Genomic DNA, 16,790 nt, shown 5'->3' on the forward strand with positions numbered 1-16,790 from the left:
CCTTACGCTTTCTCTAAAAAATTTGAGTAATATTGCTTAGGCTTTGATGAAATCTTTATTGTAAATTAGATATTTCACCGCTCATTTGTAAAGTGATTGATAAAAACGGTTATTTTTGTAAGTTTCAAGACATCAAAGTTTTTGAGGTGTCAATAAATTTGTCAAATAATTAAGTACTATAAACAGAATTAAATGTGTAAACGTTTTACTACTTACTATCCTCAATATATTTCTGCTATCGGTCGGCTTCTCTCTTTGCGTCTCTAAATCTCTTCTAGTCAGCCTTTAGCAATTTCACTACTGAACATCTGCTTTTTATCTTTTGCTCTCACTTTCTACAGGTTCAATTCCTTTATGGGCAATAATTGCTTTAATTACTTCGCCGACTACTGGTGCAGCAACATTAGAACCAAAAGTATACCTTCCTTGAGGCTCATCTACCACAGCTAAAACGGCATAACGGGGCTTTTCAACGGGAAAAATACCAACAAAGCTGGTTATTTTGGCATTTTCTGCATAATATCCTGTAGTAAGATCGCTTTTTTGTGATGTTCCTGTTTTTCCTGCTATGCGATAATTAGCAATTTTTGCTGCTTTACCACTACCATCTTGCACTACTGTTTCCATCATCTCTAAAACAGTACGAGTGGTTTTCTCCGAAAAAATCTCTGTTTCTTGTTTGGGAAGAGAATAATGCAGATAACCGTCAAAGTCAGATAAACCTCTTACTACATGAGGTGTAACTATTTTTCCGTTATTTGCGATCGCTGCATGAATCTGTAACAATTTCAGAGGAGTTAAAGAAAATCCTTGACCAAAAGAAGCAGTAGCGGGTTCTATCTCTCGTACGGTAAATTCAATTTCATCTTTGAGTGTTCCCGCAGTAGAGCCAGGAATTTCTAATTCTAATTTATCCTCAATACCTAATTCTTTTAATCGTTGATAATATTTTTCGGGGGCGATACGTTCCATAATTTTAATCATTCCGACATTGCTAGATTGCTGTAATATCTCAGGAATCGTCATTTCTCCCCTTGCACCCTTGTCATAATAGTCATGGTTACGAACGGTATCTGTACCGATTTTAATTTTTCCTGTATCTTCAATAGTCTCTTTTGGAGTAATTACCCCTTCATCTAGAGCGATCGCTATATTAATGGGTTTAAAGGTAGAACCAGGTTCGTAAAGATCGGTAACTGCCCAATTTTTAAATAAACTGTAATCTGTATATTGTTGATACTGATTGGGGTCGTAAGTCGGATCGCATACCATTGCCAAAATTGAACCATCAGAGACATCCATGACAATTACTGTGCCTCTTTTAGCTTGAAATTCATCCATAGTAGCTTTTAAAGCAGCCCTGGCAGATTGTTGGAGACGTAAATCAATAGTTAATTGGAGTCGTCGGTCGTCAAAAGCAAGAAAGGGTCGAGATCGTTCTAAATATCCAGGGAAAAAGACTTTTTGTTTTTTACCATCCTGTTTGGAAAAACTGCGTTTTAACTTTAACCTGATTGGTTTGCGTATCAAAAGTTCATTTTGAGTATATTCTACTCCTGCTTGAGGTTGGCGATCGCTATCATCATTAATATAGCCAATCACTTCAGCAACCATTTCTTTGTGAGGATAAACCCTCGAATATTGCTTTCTCACATCCAAACCATCAATACTCAAAGCGCGAATTTTGGCTACCGCAGAATCGGAGATATTTTCAGGAAGAGGAATTCCTTTTTTATTTTTATCTTGGAAATAAGTTAAAAATTCGTCTGCTGTTTTAGTATCTAAAATATCCGCCAGTTGTTGAGCAATTTCTTGGGCTGAAATTTGTTGGCGATTACGAATAAAAAGATTGGGGTGAATATACAGCTTATAAGTTATAACATCCGTTGCTAAAATATTTTGCTGACTATCTACAATTTGACGGCGGGGTGTATAGGGCTCCAAAATTGTGTTTTGCTGATTTTTGGCAATTTCTTTGTAAGTTTTTCCTGCTAGTTGACGCAGATGCGTATCTTCCTTGGCCATTTCTGAATCTTCAGCAATAGGAATAGTCTCTGCAACCTGAAGTACATAAAGTCTTCCAGTTATAGCGATCGCAGCCAACAATAAAACTCCCCACACAAATATTAACCGCCCAACAACTTGTGGCGACAAATTTTCTGCCACCCTCTTTGTTGAGGGTTGACGAGCATTCATAGCACTATGGGGACTGATAATAGTTTTCTGCTGACGCGATCGCTTTTTGGTTGCCATAATATGTAGATAGGCGTAATTAAGTTAAAAATGCAGGGGTAGCAAAGCCGACTTACTGCTTAATATCCCAAGGGTATAGACTGCCAAAATGAGTTATTATCTGCGATCGCTGTTTCTTGTGGCTCGACATGGTTGGGTTGCAAAAACATTGTATTTTCAGGAGCGATCCCAGACATATCTAATTCTGGTTGTTCTGCTTGTTGAGCAATTTCATACTTCAAAGCCTCATCAATAGCTACTAAGTTGCGTTCTTGACGCTGTAAAGCTTCGAGAGTTTTGTACTCCTGACTCCACAGTTGGGGAATCCGAACCGTTGCTAAGTATAAGCCAATGCTCGCTAACATCATGACCGCAGCTAAATAAGAAGAGCCTTGTTGCAACAATGTTAGTAATTGTAGAGCAGCAGAAGAATGTTTTTTGCGCGATAATTTAGTGGTCTTGCTTGATGTTTTCTTGCTTGAGGTGACAGAAAGATTAGAGATAATAGTTTTTTCTTGGTGAGTTTGTAACTTCCAAGAAGAATCAACAACATCTCTAAGATCGGGTTGAGGAAGAGCAGACATGGCAACGCAATGAAGTCTCGGTAATTTGTTTTCTGGCGCATTATAGCCTACCTGTTTACAAAATGCTAAGAATTGCAAGCTGTTGTAAGAAGTATTCGGATAATGTAACTTTATATTTACACTATTTTTGAGTATCCTATCCTCTGTTGATAGATCGGTGATGATTAAACTGTAACCAAGAACAAGATAGAAAAAAAATATTTTTGCAATTATGGGAGCGATTAAAGAGTGATAGTAAAACCAGAATGGCTGAGAGTTAAAGCACCGCAATGGCAAAGAGTAGGCAGTGTTAAAGAAATACTCAGAGATTTAGAGTTAAATACTGTGTGCGAAGAAGCCTCTTGTCCTAATATTGGGGAATGTTTTAATGTCGGAACAGCTACTTTTTTAATTATGGGACCCGCTTGTACCCGTGCTTGTCCCTACTGTGACATTGACTTTGAGAAAAAACCCCAAGCTCTCGATCCTAGTGAACCCATTAGATTGGGGGAAGCAGTACGTCGGTTAAGACTTAATCACGTGGTTATTACCTCTGTGAATCGAGACGACTTATCAGACGGCGGTGCTTCTCAGTTTGTACGCTGTATAGAAGAAGTACGAAAAGTTTCTCCTGATACCACTATTGAAGTATTAATTCCCGATCTGTGTGGCGATTGGAAAGCATTAGAGATTATCTTACAAGCGCAGCCAGAAGTTTTAAATCACAATACAGAAACTATTCCCCGACTTTATAAGCGAGTACGTCCTCAAGGTGATTATAAGCGATCGCTTAAGCTACTGCAAAAAACTCGCTCTATTGCTCCGCAGATCTATACCAAATCAGGGATTATGGCTGGTTTGGGAGAAACGGATGAAGAAGTTAAAGCCGTGATGCAAGATTTACGCAATGTCGATTGTGACATCATAACCATTGGTCAATATCTTCAGCCTTCACAAAAGCATTTAGGAGTGCAAGAATTTGTTACCCCCGAAAAATTTGACAATTGGCAAAAGTTTGGTGAGTCTATTGGTTTTCTTCAGGTAGTTTCCACACCTCTAACTCGTAGTTCTTACCACGCAGAGCAAGTTAGAGAACTCATGAAAACTCATCCACGATAAATAAGGAACGCTGACATAGATAGGTGCACACCAAAAGAATCAACAAGTAAAAATCAAGAATAAGCAGAAAGATCCCACAAAATGTAAAGAAGCCGACAAAAATGCGATTTATTTCTTATCTGTAATTTTACGGATATTTCAAGCAATTTTTTTTAAGCTGAAAGAAAGTTCCAAGAATTTACTGATAGACATAGTTAACTATTTCTGTTTTTCTACTAGCAAACTTGTTAATTATTTGTTGATTCTAAAAAAGTTATTACAAATAATTAAATAAAAGTAGTTTAGGAACAATTTTCGTTCATTATTAGTCGTCCCACCAAAGTACTCAATCATTGGGGATATTTATATTTTTGTGCTTAAAGTTACAATCCTTTTCTAGATCATGACAATAACTAAGTCAAATTGCTGAAGTAGGAAAAAAACTTTCGATCGATGTTCTTTTTTTTATCAAAGTTGGGCAATCTAATCCTAAGAGGAGTGATTACTAACTAATAATATTCACCCCGATTCGTCGTCATTGAGAAACCGTTATGTTAGCTAGTTCCCTGTACGTTGAAACCAAAGAAAACAACTCTTCATCTAACTACAGCTTAGATAATACAGAAGAAACAAAAGACAACTCTAGTAAGTTAAACGATGATTTAGTAGAGTTGGATTTAGATAATATTGATACCGAGAATGCTGCAAGAAAAGGTAGTCGTACAACTACCGATTTAGTTAGGTTATATCTCCAAGAGATAGGTAGAGTTCCCCTATTAGAAAGAGATGAAGAAGTATCGGAAGCGCAGAAAGTACAACGCCACATTTCTATCCTCGAACAACGAGGTGAAGCTGCGGAAAAAGGAGACGAAATTATGGCAGAATTCGTCGAAATTATTAATGTCCACGATCGTTTAGTCACCCAATTAAGTCATCGTCCCTCTTTAAAAAGATGGTCAAAAACTGTTGGTCGAGAAATCCCTGAACTGAAAGAAATTCTTGCTAGAGGAAAACAACGTTGGTCAGAACTTTCTGGTTATAGCATTAAAGAACTAGAAAAAATTCAGCGAGATGGTATTCGCGCTAAAGAACACATGATCAAAGCAAATTTGCGTCTCGTGGTTTCGGTAGCGAAAAAATATCAAAATCGTGGTTTAGAATTACTCGATCTAATTCAAGAAGGAACATTGGGGTTAGAAAGAGCCGTTGAAAAATTCGACCCCACTAAAGGTTATCGTTTTAGTACTTACGCTTATTGGTGGATTCGTCAGGGCATTACCAGAGCTATCGCCACTCAAAGTCGTACTATTCGTCTTCCTGTCCACATTACAGAGAAGCTTAACAAAATTAAGAAAGCACAGCGCAAAATATCTCAAGAGAAAGGTCGAACTCCTCGCATTGAGGATATTGCTCAAGAGTTGGATATGTCGGCATCTCAAATTAGAGAAGTATTGTTGCGTGTACCCCGCTCTGTTTCTTTAGAAATTAAAGTAGGCAAAGAAAAAGACACCGAACTTGGAGATTTACTGGAAACTGAAAGTGCTTCTCCTGAAGAAACTTTAGTGCGTGAATCCTTACAAAAAGATTTGCAATATTTACTCTCCGAACTAACCAGCCGTGAAAGAGAAGTGATTCAGATGCGCTTTGGTTTTGGTGGCGAAAAGCCCTTTTCTTTAGCGGAAATTGGTCGCTGCTTAGAACTATCCAGAGAAAGAGTACGTCAAATTGAAGCCAAAGCTTTACAAAAATTACGTCAACCAAGACGCAGAAATCTCGTTCGAGATTATCTAGAATCTCTGAGCTAAATCATTAACCTAGTAATATGGGGTGGGCAGAAATAGCAATCACGATCGTAATTTAGTCAGAGATTACTCCGCGCCCTCAACGACGGAGCCTGCTCTGACCGTTGGTCAATTTGGTTGAAATGCCCACCAATTTCTTGCAGGGAAAGTCATTACGAAAAGCTAAAAAGTTAAAAACTCTAACAAGATTAGAATCAAAAGAGCGCAGAACTATTACTCATATCAACGAAACTCAAGAACTAAAATCCCTATTGATAAATCAACAGGGATTTTCAAATATCTAATCACCCAATCCGAATCACTTTCCCAACACCTAAACAGACTCACGCCTGAGACGCACATCAAGACAGTAATCAGATAGGCTATGCTACTGGTTACTGTTGCTTTTTTGTTGTCTATATCAATCTAATGCAAGAGTTCTAATGTCGTTATATGATGATTTATGGTTATCAACGAGCGATATCAACATTGGCATTAAACAATCATCAATTGTTGATTATCAAAACGAAATATGTGCTAGTAGTCTCTTCCTGATTTTTTTACAAAAAGAAAACATCTAAAAATAATAATTCCTGATTTTCAAGAGATTTTATGATTGTTAGAAGCAATCGCTCGTTAATAATCGATAATTAATGATTAAGTGGTGATTTATGGGTGAAAAAATTTTAGTTACTGGTGGTGCGGGATATATTGGCTCTCATGTAGTAAAACAACTGAGTCAACTGGGCTACGATGTCGTAGTTTACGATAATCTTTCCACAGGTTCTTCCACTGCTATTCTTGATGGGAAACTAGTAATTGGTGATTTAGCTAATATAGAGCAATTGTTTCAGGTTTTTGCTCAACATCAATTTGGTGCAGTATTCCACTTTGCTGCTAGTATTTCAGTACCAGAATCTTTGCAACAACCCTTGGCTTACTATTCAAACAATACGGTAAACACCCTTAACTTACTTAAGTGTTGTCAAAAATTTCAGGTTAATAAATTGATTTTTTCTAGTACGGCTGCGGTATATGGGGAAACCAATGATTCTCCTGTCATTGAGTCTGCTCCTACCAACCCAGTGAATCCTTACGGAAAGTCAAAATTAATGAGTGAAACGATGATCCGCGATTATAGTGATACTTCTGATTTAAAATATGTTATTTTGCGTTATTTTAATGTAGCTGGAGCGGATATTTCTGGTCGTATTGGTCAATCAGGAAAAAAAGCAGCCCATCTGATTAAAGTCGCTTGCGATGCTGCTTTAGGGATTCGCAATGCGGTAAATATTTTTGGCACAGATTATCCTACTGTTGATGGTACAGGTGTTCGGGATTATATCCATGTAGAAGATTTAGCTTCGGCTCATACTGATGCTTTGTCTTATCTAGAAAATGCTACAGAAAATCAAATTCTCAATTGTGGCTATGGTAAAGGTTACAGTGTACGAGAAGTTCTTTCTTCGGTACAACAAGTGTCAGGTGTGAATTTTCCGATTATCGAAACTGGACGCAGAAAAGGCGATCCCGCTTGTGTTGTCGCTTGTGGCGATCGCATAAAACAGATTTTAGATTGGCAACCTCGGTATAATTGTTTAGAGACTATTGTGCGCTCTACTTTAGACTGGGAGAAAAAAAAGCTAAAGCATAATTTAGTCTGAAATTATATTTTTTTTAGATAACGTTGCCGTTTTTCCAGAATGAGAAAGAACTTTCATTTATCTCTGCACCACGCTTTAATTATTTCTCTGACTTCGCAGGTTTTAATTGTAGTTGGTTTAACTAGCTATTTTTCTTGGAGAAATGGTCAGAAAACAGTAGAAGCTCTAGCATTACGTTTGAGTCGAGAAGTGACATCTCATACGCAACAGCACATTGATAATTATCTCAATACTCCCACTTTATTTCTCAATATCAATCGCATATTTGCTGATTCTCAACGCCTAAATCTTGACAAAATTGATGATTTACAAAATCTTTTTTGGTTGCAAGCTCAAATTAATCCTCAAGTTAACACTATTTACTTTGGTAGCGAAACAGGTGACTTTATAGAAGTAGAGATGAAAGACGCGGGTAGAGTTGCCATCAGAGATAGTTCTACTGCTCCTTACTGGGAGACTTATCACCTTAATGAAAAAGGTCAAAAAACGCAAAAAATTGGACGTGAAGAATACGATCCCCGTCAAAGACCCTGGTATCAAGCAGCAATTAATCAAGGAAAACTAGTCTGGTCGCCAATTTATCTCTTTATCGATCCTCCCGTCTTAGGTATTACACCTGCAATTCCACTCTTGGATAATGATACTGGTCAACCAAAGGGAGTGATGGCAATCGATCTTACTTTGAACGATATTAGTAAGTTTTTGAGTAGCCTCAAAATTAGTTCTTCTGGCAGAGTTTTTATAGTGGAAAAATCAGGAGAAATAGTTGCTACCTCGACGAATAATCCTTTGGTAGTTACTACAGAAAATGGTAGTAAGCGTTTAAATTCTGAAAATAGTCAAGATAATTTGGTTCGTAATACTGCTCAGTTTCTCAATAGTCAGTTCGAGCAATTTCAAAATATCAATATACAGCAACAACTCATTTTTAAACTTAATGGCGATCGCTATTTTGTCCAAGCTAAGAATTTAAACACTCATCCTGGTCTTGATTGGCTAATCGTAACGGTGATTCCCGAATCAGATTTTATGGAGTATATTCGAGCTAATACCTATACAACTTTACTGCTGAGTTTTTTAGCTGCATTCTCATCTGCTTGTTTAAGAGCGATCGCCAGTCAGTGGATTGCCAAATCTGTCACTAATCTTTCTCAAGTGGCTCAAGCTCTATCCAGTGGAGAGATCCGCCAAATTGACGAACAGCCCAAAATCGCAGAATTAGCCGTTTTTACTCGATGTTTTAACTTGATAGCATCCAAATTACAAACTTCGCTCCATAATTTGGAAACTGTCGAATCTCGATACAAACAAGAAGTTGTCGAACGAACGAAATCTCTACAAGAGGATAATCAAAAATTAAATCGTCTCGCTCACATAGATAGTCTGACTCAAATTTATAATCGCTATCATTTCGATCTAGTTTTACAGCAAATTTGGCAACAAGCCATTAGAGAAAAGCAAGAAACAGCCTTAATCATGTGCGATGTCGATCATTTCAAACTCTATAACGATACCTATGGGCATCTTGCAGGAGATAGGTGTTTGTACAAAGTAGCACAAGCAATTAATAGTGCAGTGCAAAGAGGTCAAGATGTGGCTACGCGATACGGAGGAGAAGAATTTGCGATTATTTTACCCAATACAAAAATTATAGGTGCGGTTCGTGTGGCGAAAAAAATGAGAAATACTGTGAATAAATTAAGGATTGCTCATAGTACATCCACAGTACAAGACTATATAACAGTCAGTTGTGGTGTTGCTAGCTTCTTGCCCAATGCTACATCCGATCCTCAAGACTTAATTAAGCGTGCTGATAGAGCTTTGTATCAAGCAAAGTTACAAGGTAGAGACTGCATAGTAGTCGAAGATCGAGCATAATTAGATATCAAGGGGAATTGACCTTGGCAACCGATATTAATTCTCAAAAAAATTAAGAGATTTGGTTAATGTTAGGTGTCGGAGATAGGGTGTGGGGTGTTTGGGAGCTAAAAAGTTTAATATTTTTAGAGATCAGGATCTATTTTTGATCTATCCAGTTATTTTTAAGCAATCGTAACTAACTTTTAGCCAGTTTTTGTTTCTAGCTAAATTTACCCAAATACCAAAATAAATGAACAATTTTCAACTTAGTAAAGAACTCAAGCAAAACTATCACGGTAGAGATTTAGTTGATAAAAGTACTTGGTATGGTCAGGTAGCCAATGCTTATAATCTAGTCAGACCTCGCTATAGTGAAAAATTAATCGATCTTGCTGTCAAGTATGCCCAGTTACCGAAAAATGCCAAAATTTTAGAAGTTGGCTGTGGTCCAGGGATTGCGACTACTTCTTTTGCTCATCGAGGGTTTGAGTTAGTTAGCCTTGAACCAAATCCAGAAGCTTGTCGGTTGGCTAGGACAAATTGTGTTTTTTATCCTGATGTCGAAATTTGTCAGACTACTTTAGAAGAATGGTCAGTAACACCAAAAGAATTTGATGCGGTATTAGCTGCAACTTCTATCCATTGGGTAAATCCTAATATTGGTTATCCTAAAATAGCTCAAGCTTTAAAAGATGCTGGTTCACTAATTTTATTGTGGAATACTGGCTTACAGCCTAACGAAAAGATTAGCCAGTTGCTTGAGCCAGTTTATCAAGCTTATGCACCATCTCTCAACCCATTTAAAGACAGAAAACAGGAACAGATCGAATTACAAGCATTAGGGCAAAATGTAGTTGATTCTGGTTATTTTGAGCCTTTAATATCTGAAGAGTTAATAGTCGAAGTAAATTATTCTATTGAAGATTATTTATTACTATTAAGTACCTATTCACCCTATATTGCTTTGGAAGCAGGACAACGCCAAAATCTGTTTGCTGCTATGGAAAAGTGTTTACAAAAAGCTTGTGGCGATCGCATATTTCTTTCTTATTTATCAATGCTACAAGTATTCGATCTCGAATTAGCTAAGTAGAGATTGTCTTACTTATCAAATCAGCTAAAAGTTAATAAAAATTATAATTATGAGTAAGCAAAATATCTGTCATCATTGTGAAGGAAAAGGATATACCGAAATTAGAGATTGTGCTGGGGACATTCAGTATTCTGAAAAATGCTCTTTTTGTGAAGGATTAGGTTATATAGAATCGGCAAAAGAAAAAAATCAAGGCAAGAGTAAGTCTAATTAATTTTAAATATCAAATAACTCTGGTAATAGTTGCTCTGCTTCTCCTATATATTCCTGTTGAAAATAATGATTTTTAGGATTCATTGGTTCAAGATTCATGAAAATAGTTTTAGCTCCAGAATATTCTGCTGAACGTACATAGTTAGCAGCAGGAAATACTGTTCCCGATGTGCCAATAGCAATAAATAAATCGCATTTACGTAAAGCTTTTTTAACTTGCCATTCTCGATCGACAGGAATAGATTCACCGAATAATACTACGTTTGGTTTTAAAGGGCTATTACATTGATGACATAAAGGAGCTTTGTTAATATATTCCTTCTCATCTTTGAATGGTAGCAGTTGGCATTGTTTATTAGAATAACAGGTTTCTGTAACTACTCCATGTAATTCAATAACATTTTTACTTCCTGCTTTCTGATGTAGGCGGTCTACATTTTGTGTAATTAAAGCCAAATTTTGTTCTGGTTTTAAACTTTGTTCTAAATGGACTAAAACTTGATGTGCTTGATTGGGTTTTGCTGATAAACAAGCTGTTCTTAAAGGGTTAAATAGCTGCCAAATTAGTAAAGGATTATCTTTAAGCCGATCTACATGAGCTTGATTGCCTATATTATTATCTTGATTGCTGGTTTTTCCACGATAAGTTTTTAATCCTGAAGCAACAGATATCCCCGCACCAGTTAAAATAACTATATTTTTATATTTACTAAATTTAATTTTTTGGGTCAATAAAGTTTTCATTGCATTTTACTTTAGATACGATTTACAGAAATATCTTGACACCATTGTTTTATACTATTAATAAATTTACATAAGCACTAATAATTTGATTGCCGAAAAATAAAGTTAAAGCTGCGCCTAAAGCCAAAAAAGGACCAAAAGGCATGGGTTGTTTTTTATTCAAAATACCCAAAATGATTGCACCTCCACCAATGATTGAGCCGATACCACAGGCTAAGAAACCACCAACTAAAACATATTTCCAACCCAGCCAAGCACCAATGGTTGCCATTAATTTACCATCACCATCTCCCATCGCTTGCTGACCTAAAATTAATGTACCGATGTAGCCAATTATTTCTAGTAACCAAATACCTAAAACTGCACCACCAATACCAAATATTAACTGGTTGGCAATTCCTGAAAATGCTGCTTTTTCCCAGCCAATAATTGCTTGAAATACTAACCCTAATAGTAAGCCCGATTTAGTTAAAGAACTTGGTAAAGTCATGGTATCAAAATCAATCATTGATAATGATAATAACCAACTTAAAAAGGCACAGTAACCAATAGTTTCTAAGGTATAACCGAACTGCCAAAATACAAATAAAAAGATAATTCCTGTAACGGCTTCAATAGTAGGATAGCGGGGTGAAATAGGGGTTTTACACCAACGACAACGACCTTTTAACCATAGCCACCCCAAGACTGGTACATTTTCTGTTTTGCCTAAACGATGCCCACATTTAGGGCAACGAGAGGGGGGATGAACTAAGGATAAACCAGCAGGAATGCGGTAGATAACTACATTTAAAAAGCTTCCAATACAGGCACCAAAGAGAAATACAAATGTATTTGCGATCGCTGAAACCAGAGTTTCCATAACCAAAAACTCAACTCGGAGATGAATAAGGACTAATCTCAAAGTTCCCTCTCAGCCTGTAAAACTAACAGTTATTCAAACCGCATTTAGTTTTAGATCGAGAATTTTATCAACAATATTTCGAGGGATTGGTGATTGGTGATTGGTAATTAGCAATACAAACTAAAATAAAAAATCAATTATTTATGTCAAGACAACTTTAGTGTTTTCTTAAAAGACTGTTTATCATCCTTGGGCTTCAATTTTATAGAGAGGAATAAAGTCTTCTCCTGGTAATAAAATAGGCTTTTCTCGAAACACTAATTGTCCTTTGAAAGTTTCTTTATTAAGCACTACTCCAAAAGGCTGTTTTGGAAGTTGAGAATATATACTCAGATAGGTACGATAAACTCTTTTAGCAGCGTGAATTATTGTGGGGTCTGAAGACATAAGATTTATCATCGCTTTTGTATAATTTCTCAATTAATTAGCGATTCCAAAAGATACTCGTCCAATTTAGCTTACTTTACGATTTGAGACAGGTTTACTGTTGTAAAGTTATATTACAGACCAGGGAGTCGATCGAATTAATTAGAAAATAGTCTGGGTAGGCAAAAGGCAATAGTTGTCTAATTCTGATAACTGATTACTGATTACTGTTTATTATTTACTGTTCTTTGATAGTATGCTTTACAGGGTGTACCCCAGGCTACTTGCTGGGCGGGAATATTACGAAAAACACTACTTCTTGCGCCAATGACCGCATTAGCTCCAATTGTGACCCCAGGAGCAACAAAACAATCAGTAGCAACCCATACCCCATTACCAATTTTAATGGGCGCAGTAGTGAGGGGAAAAGTCTGCTTGTGGATGTCGTGGCTTCCCGTACAGAGATAAGATTCTTGGGAAATTACCACGTGAGAGCCAATGATAATTTCATCGAGACTGTAAAAAACCACATCATCACCCACCCAACTATAGTCACCAATGGTTACTTTCCAAGGATAGGTAAATCTTGCAGTCGGGCGAATTACTACTCCACGACCGATTTTGGCACCAAATAAGCGTAGTATCCAACAACGAAAACCATTGAAATTATGTATGCTCAGAGGAAAAGCGATCGCCTGTACCAACCACCACAAAATAATTAACCCATTTGATCTTCCGCGATCAAAGTTAGATTGATCGTATTTTCTCAAATCAACAAAAGGTTCAGCATCCAAAGTAATATCTAGTTGCTGATGAGTGATAGGAGTTTTCATATCTATATTTTCGTATCTTGATGAAGAGATTTGATTTTTTTGTCAATCCGAAACAGTGTTCTATTTACTGAGCCAGTGGGCGAAAATTTGGATTAAGGTGAGCAAACTTAACTTTACAACTGAGTAATCTACCCAAAAACTAATTTTGCCCATCCTACTTTTTTCGATCGGGATTTTTATTTTGTAAAAGAAAAACTGCTAATTTTTCTTTCAGCTTGAATAATCATCTAAAATAACGCAACACCTATTTCTGTAGTTGTACTGTTTCCGTGATAGTAGTGGTTTTAGCCGTAGCTTGATTTGATGAATTAGCATTAACATTTAGCTTACCGCCAAATTTTCTTAATTCGTAGAGTTTCACGCCAATTTGATATTCATATTGACTCAAAAGACGACCATAAATATAGCCAGCTTCTCCATCTAAAAAACCAAGACGAATAAAGTAAAATAAAATGAACCTTAGTAGAGGCTTAAGGGGCAATCTAACCCAGATTTTCTTCAGAAAACGTTTGCGCTGTACCGCATTACCAAAGAGATTTGCACCGATAGTACCACTCTCATCTTTACCTGTAAGCAAGTTATAATAAACTCTCGCTTCCCAATTAGAATAACGATTGTGTCTGGCTAACCATTGATAAATATCACGAAAATCGATGTGTAGCATATCTTCTTTGAGATAACCTACTTTCCCGTTTAAAACAACGTGTTCGTGAACTTCATTATCTCCTGTGTTGGGAATATCTTCTGTACTTAAGTTTTCGTAGCGACCTAATTTATGTTTAAATAAGCGCAAATTCCAATCAGGATATTTTCCTCCAAAACGAATCCATTTACCTAAAAAAAACACCTTACGATTTAGAAAACAACCATCGTATTCACCGTTTTTAATTACGGTGTCAATTTCTGACCATAGTTCGGGGGTAATGCGCTCATCGCAATCGACGATTAAAACCCATTCATTGCGAAAAGGTAGATTGTCCAAAGACCAATTTTTCTTTTTGGGCCAGCTACCATTAAAATGAAACTGCACTACTTTCGCTCCATACTGTTCGGCGATTTCGCCAGAACGATCTTCACTCTGAGAATCAACGATAAAAACCTCATCTGCTACCGCCACACTCTCTAAGCAAGCTGGTAAGTTCAACTCCTCATTTTTAGCTGGAATCAGAACGGATACAGGAATTTTTGATGGTGGGTGTGTCATTTTTCGGTAGGAATCTAGAAATAAAAGAAAAATCTAAAAATTAGTTACTCTATTCACATAACAACGTTAACATTGACTTACTATAAAGAACAAAATTTACCATTATAAGTTTTTTTGCAAGAGTGAAATCTGATTCCTCTTCTATCGCTACTAGACAAGTCATTTTAGTTACTGGTGCTGCTCGTTCGGGTAAAAGTGAATGGGCAGAAAATTTAGCTCATAATAGTAGTAAGTCAGTGGTTTATGTTGCTACTGCCATAATGACTTCTGAAGATCGAGAATGGCAAAAGAGAATTCTCAAGCATCAACAAAGAAGACCTAGTAACTGGATAACTATAGCAGAACCAAAGAATTTAACAAGAGTAATCAATCAAGCTAAGCCGGATCAATGTTTGTTAATCGATTCTCTGGGAACTTGGGTGGCTAATTTGTTAGATGTAAAAGCAAACAATTGGGACACAATAACTAATAATTTATTGTTTAGTCTAACTCAAACTCAATCTCAACTTATATTTGTAGGAGAAGAAACAGGTTGGGGTGTTATTCCTGCTTATGCATCAGGAAGGTTGTTTCGCGATCGCTTGGGACATATAATCAGACAAATTGGTACTGTGGCTGATACTGCTTATTTAGTAACGGGTGGTCATGCTCTGAATTTGAGTGTTTTGGGAACAGCTTTGGACAGGATGAGGGATGAGGAAGTTATTGAGTAACAAGTAGCCCTAAAGGACTCGCTATCGCGTCGCAGTAATGAGTAATGAGTAATGAGTAATGAGTAACTAAGTAATAACCAAACAGCCACGAGTTACAAGCAATCAACCATTAACCACTAACCATATTATCCCGCTTGACGGGACGGGACTAACCACTAACAATCAATAACTAACAAACCTTTTGAATTATGAAGTAGGGGTTACAAATTTCAGGTCTTTATAAAATAAACTCTAAAATCGAATTGCAGGGGCGTGGCAAAATTCACTATCAGCCACTATTTAATCATGGCATCTTCAGAAAAAGTAAAACTTTATTTAGCTTCTTGGTTTCAATTAGGAAAGAAATTAGTGTTTGACAATGGGCAAGAAATTTCTTTGGCTCATTCTATCATTAAAGGCGATCGCTTTTCCGATGAATTTGAAGCTTGTTGGCAAAAAGTTATAGCTCAAGGGGGAACTAATTGTCATTTAGAAGGAACAGAAACTAATCTCGATGCTTTACTATCTCCTGCATGGGATATTTTTGCTTGTGCTAGATGTAATATGCCCATACCAAGACTGGAGCTAGGAGTACAAACTGTCAATTGTCCTTGTGTTGATATGCCTCAATGGCCTAATTTGGAGTTACCTTTACCCCGCGCTCCCATTAATAGTAATTCTCGGCTGGCAAATATCAATAATCGTTTGATGTCAAAGAATGCTACTTTCTAACCAAGCTAATAGAATAGCAGCAATCGCTCCAATAGTAGTGTTGATAAAGTTAACTACTTCGTTTGTTAGCCAGGGTATGTTTTCTTGTAAAGTAGCTCCGATCAAGCTTTCGATATTAGTGGCAATTAAAGCAGCTATCACGCACCATAATACCCCCCAAAGATTAATTATTCCTACTCCGTAGCCGACAAAAGCAATTGCAATTGAAGCAATTACTCCTGCGATTGTTCCTTCTAGGCTAACTGCTCCTTCTGTACCTCTGGGTACTGGTTTTAAAGTAGTAATTAAAAAAGTGCTTTTACCATAGGCTTTCCCCACTTCACTGGCAGATGTATCTGATAATTTAGTGGCAAAACTAGCCACGTAAGCGAGTATCAGTAACTCTTTAAAAGGAGCATCTACCAATAGTGTTACTAAAGCGCAAATTGTCGCAGTTAAGGCTGAACCCCAAACATTTTCGGGCCCGCGCATTCCCGATCTCTTTTCGGCAATTCCTGCTGCTTCTTTTTCCGCCATCCCAATTTTGGTAACTCCTGAACCGACAAGAAAGTAAAACATAACTACTGTATATCCTTGCCAGCTTAAAGTTCCCCAAACTAACACTCCTAACACCCAAGCATTGAGATAACCCAGAGGAGTTAGTAATTTTTTCGGTACAATCCAAGCAATAGCAATTAAGAAAGTGTTTAAAACAACAGCACTTAACCAAGAATTAGACAATATAGTATTAAGCATAAGTCGTGAGGTCACTGAATCGTGAAATCAGAAGTCGTGAGGTCATCGAGTCAGAGAATTAATTAGTAACCAATCA

Annotated in this window: 16 protein-coding genes; 8 read left to right on the plus strand and 8 right to left on the minus strand. The window is 36.9% G+C overall.

Translation table 11 applies throughout. The annotated features are described in order from the left end of the window. Window positions 1–315 precede the first annotated feature (315 nt). Window positions 316–2,253, minus strand: a complete 1,938-nt coding sequence (locus H1P_RS00230; RefSeq protein WP_246141403.1) for a peptidoglycan D,D-transpeptidase FtsI family protein — start codon at window positions 2,251–2,253, stop codon at window positions 316–318. 59 nt (window positions 2,254–2,312) lie between these two features. After that, complete coding sequence (locus H1P_RS00235; RefSeq protein WP_144862944.1) at window positions 2,313–2,894, minus strand: hypothetical protein; 582 nt, start codon at window positions 2,892–2,894, stop codon at window positions 2,313–2,315. 150 nt (window positions 2,895–3,044) lie between these two features. Here H1P_RS00235 and lipA point away from each other — a divergent pair, with 150 nt between their 5' ends. From lipA to H1P_RS35595, 6 genes are all read left to right on the plus strand, one after another. Beyond that, entirely contained in the window at window positions 3,045–3,914 is an 870-nt protein-coding gene (lipA, locus tag H1P_RS00240; protein ID WP_144862946.1) for a lipoyl synthase, read from the plus strand. A gap of 530 nt (window positions 3,915–4,444) precedes the next feature. Further along, window positions 4,445–5,698: an RNA polymerase sigma factor SigC gene (gene sigC / locus H1P_RS00245; protein ID WP_144862948.1), complete on the plus strand. Its 1,254-nt coding sequence runs from the start codon at window positions 4,445–4,447 to the stop codon at window positions 5,696–5,698. Between the two features lie 647 nt (window positions 5,699–6,345). Then, window positions 6,346–7,338: a UDP-glucose 4-epimerase GalE gene (gene galE, locus H1P_RS00250; protein ID WP_144862950.1), complete on the plus strand. Its 993-nt coding sequence runs from the start codon at window positions 6,346–6,348 to the stop codon at window positions 7,336–7,338. A 39-nt stretch (window positions 7,339–7,377) separates the two neighbouring features. Continuing rightward, the gene (locus H1P_RS00255; protein ID WP_144862952.1) at window positions 7,378–9,216 is read left to right on the plus strand and encodes a sensor domain-containing diguanylate cyclase; all 1,839 of its coding nucleotides are present in this window, start codon (window positions 7,378–7,380) and stop codon (window positions 9,214–9,216) included. A gap of 232 nt (window positions 9,217–9,448) precedes the next feature. Then, a complete protein-coding gene (locus H1P_RS00260; RefSeq protein ID WP_144862954.1) occupies window positions 9,449–10,291 on the plus strand; it encodes a class I SAM-dependent methyltransferase in 843 nt (280 codons plus the stop codon). Window positions 10,292–10,340: 49 nt separating this feature from the next. Continuing rightward, window positions 10,341–10,505, plus strand: a complete 165-nt coding sequence (locus H1P_RS35595; protein ID WP_186375771.1) for a hypothetical protein — start codon at window positions 10,341–10,343, stop codon at window positions 10,503–10,505. Between the two features lie 2 nt (window positions 10,506–10,507). Here the strand turns inward: H1P_RS35595 and H1P_RS00265 are convergent, their stop codons facing one another. From H1P_RS00265 to H1P_RS00285, 5 genes are all read right to left on the minus strand, one after another. Beyond that, the gene (locus H1P_RS00265; protein ID WP_144862956.1) at window positions 10,508–11,248 is read right to left on the minus strand and encodes an SIR2 family NAD-dependent protein deacylase; all 741 of its coding nucleotides are present in this window, start codon (window positions 11,246–11,248) and stop codon (window positions 10,508–10,510) included. A 49-nt stretch (window positions 11,249–11,297) separates the two neighbouring features. Further along, window positions 11,298–12,110 carry a prepilin peptidase gene (locus H1P_RS00270; RefSeq protein WP_144862995.1) on the minus strand — a complete coding sequence of 271 codons (813 nt, stop codon included), beginning with the start codon at window positions 12,108–12,110 and terminating at the stop codon, window positions 11,298–11,300. Window positions 12,111–12,335: 225 nt separating this feature from the next. After that, a complete protein-coding gene (locus H1P_RS00275) occupies window positions 12,336–12,551 on the minus strand; it encodes a hypothetical protein (protein ID WP_246141404.1) in 216 nt (71 codons plus the stop codon). Between the two features lie 191 nt (window positions 12,552–12,742). Continuing rightward, the gene (gene hpsU / locus H1P_RS00280) at window positions 12,743–13,351 is read right to left on the minus strand and encodes a hormogonium polysaccharide biosynthesis acetyltransferase HpsU (protein WP_144862958.1); all 609 of its coding nucleotides are present in this window, start codon (window positions 13,349–13,351) and stop codon (window positions 12,743–12,745) included. A gap of 244 nt (window positions 13,352–13,595) precedes the next feature. Further along, on the minus strand, window positions 13,596–14,555 hold the full coding sequence (locus H1P_RS00285; protein WP_144862960.1) for a glycosyltransferase family 2 protein: 960 nt from the start codon (window positions 14,553–14,555) through the stop codon (window positions 13,596–13,598). Window positions 14,556–14,677: 122 nt separating this feature from the next. On the opposite strand from H1P_RS00285, the gene cobU reads away from it, so the two are divergent. Together cobU and H1P_RS00295 are read left to right on the plus strand one after the other, a co-directional pair. Further along, window positions 14,678–15,268: a bifunctional adenosylcobinamide kinase/adenosylcobinamide-phosphate guanylyltransferase gene (gene cobU, locus H1P_RS00290; protein WP_246141405.1), complete on the plus strand. Its 591-nt coding sequence runs from the start codon at window positions 14,678–14,680 to the stop codon at window positions 15,266–15,268. A gap of 285 nt (window positions 15,269–15,553) precedes the next feature. Next, window positions 15,554–15,979: a hypothetical protein gene (locus tag H1P_RS00295; protein WP_144862962.1), complete on the plus strand. Its 426-nt coding sequence runs from the start codon at window positions 15,554–15,556 to the stop codon at window positions 15,977–15,979. Here the strand turns inward: H1P_RS00295 and H1P_RS00300 are convergent. Then, window positions 15,959–16,714: a TIGR00297 family protein gene (locus H1P_RS00300; protein WP_144862964.1), complete on the minus strand. Its 756-nt coding sequence runs from the start codon at window positions 16,712–16,714 to the stop codon at window positions 15,959–15,961. The genes H1P_RS00295 and H1P_RS00300 overlap by 21 nt on opposite strands. Between the last annotated feature and the right edge of the window lie 76 nt (window positions 16,715–16,790).

This window comes from Hyella patelloides LEGE 07179, from assembly GCF_900659865.1.
Lineage (GTDB): Bacteria > Cyanobacteriota > Cyanobacteriia > Cyanobacteriales > Xenococcaceae > Hyella > Hyella patelloides.

What these genes read in the sequence shown, in the direction of transcription:
- H1P_RS00230 (WP_246141403.1), bottom strand. Translation starts at nt 2,253, where the DNA reads ATGGCAACCAAAAAGCGATCGCGTCAGCAGAAAACTATTATCAGTCCC.
- sigC (WP_144862948.1), top strand. Translation starts at nt 4,445, where the DNA reads ATGTTAGCTAGTTCCCTGTACGTTGAAACCAAAGAAAACAACTCTTCA.
- galE (WP_144862950.1), top strand. Translation starts at nt 6,346, where the DNA reads ATGGGTGAAAAAATTTTAGTTACTGGTGGTGCGGGATATATTGGCTCT.
- H1P_RS00255 (WP_144862952.1), top strand. Translation starts at nt 7,378, where the DNA reads ATGAGAAAGAACTTTCATTTATCTCTGCACCACGCTTTAATTATTTCT.
- H1P_RS00260 (WP_144862954.1), top strand. Translation starts at nt 9,449, where the DNA reads ATGAACAATTTTCAACTTAGTAAAGAACTCAAGCAAAACTATCACGGT.
- H1P_RS35595 (WP_186375771.1), top strand. Translation starts at nt 10,341, where the DNA reads ATGAGTAAGCAAAATATCTGTCATCATTGTGAAGGAAAAGGATATACC.
- H1P_RS00265 (WP_144862956.1), bottom strand. Translation starts at nt 11,248, where the DNA reads ATGAAAACTTTATTGACCCAAAAAATTAAATTTAGTAAATATAAAAAT.
- H1P_RS00270 (WP_144862995.1), bottom strand. Translation starts at nt 12,110, where the DNA reads ATGGAAACTCTGGTTTCAGCGATCGCAAATACATTTGTATTTCTCTTT.
- H1P_RS00275 (WP_246141404.1), bottom strand. Translation starts at nt 12,551, where the DNA reads ATGATAAATCTTATGTCTTCAGACCCCACAATAATTCACGCTGCTAAA.
- hpsU (WP_144862958.1), bottom strand. Translation starts at nt 13,351, where the DNA reads ATGAAAACTCCTATCACTCATCAGCAACTAGATATTACTTTGGATGCT.
- H1P_RS00285 (WP_144862960.1), bottom strand. Translation starts at nt 14,555, where the DNA reads ATGACACACCCACCATCAAAAATTCCTGTATCCGTTCTGATTCCAGCT.
- H1P_RS00295 (WP_144862962.1), top strand. Translation starts at nt 15,554, where the DNA reads ATGGCATCTTCAGAAAAAGTAAAACTTTATTTAGCTTCTTGGTTTCAA.
- H1P_RS00300 (WP_144862964.1), bottom strand. Translation starts at nt 16,714, where the DNA reads ATGCTTAATACTATATTGTCTAATTCTTGGTTAAGTGCTGTTGTTTTA.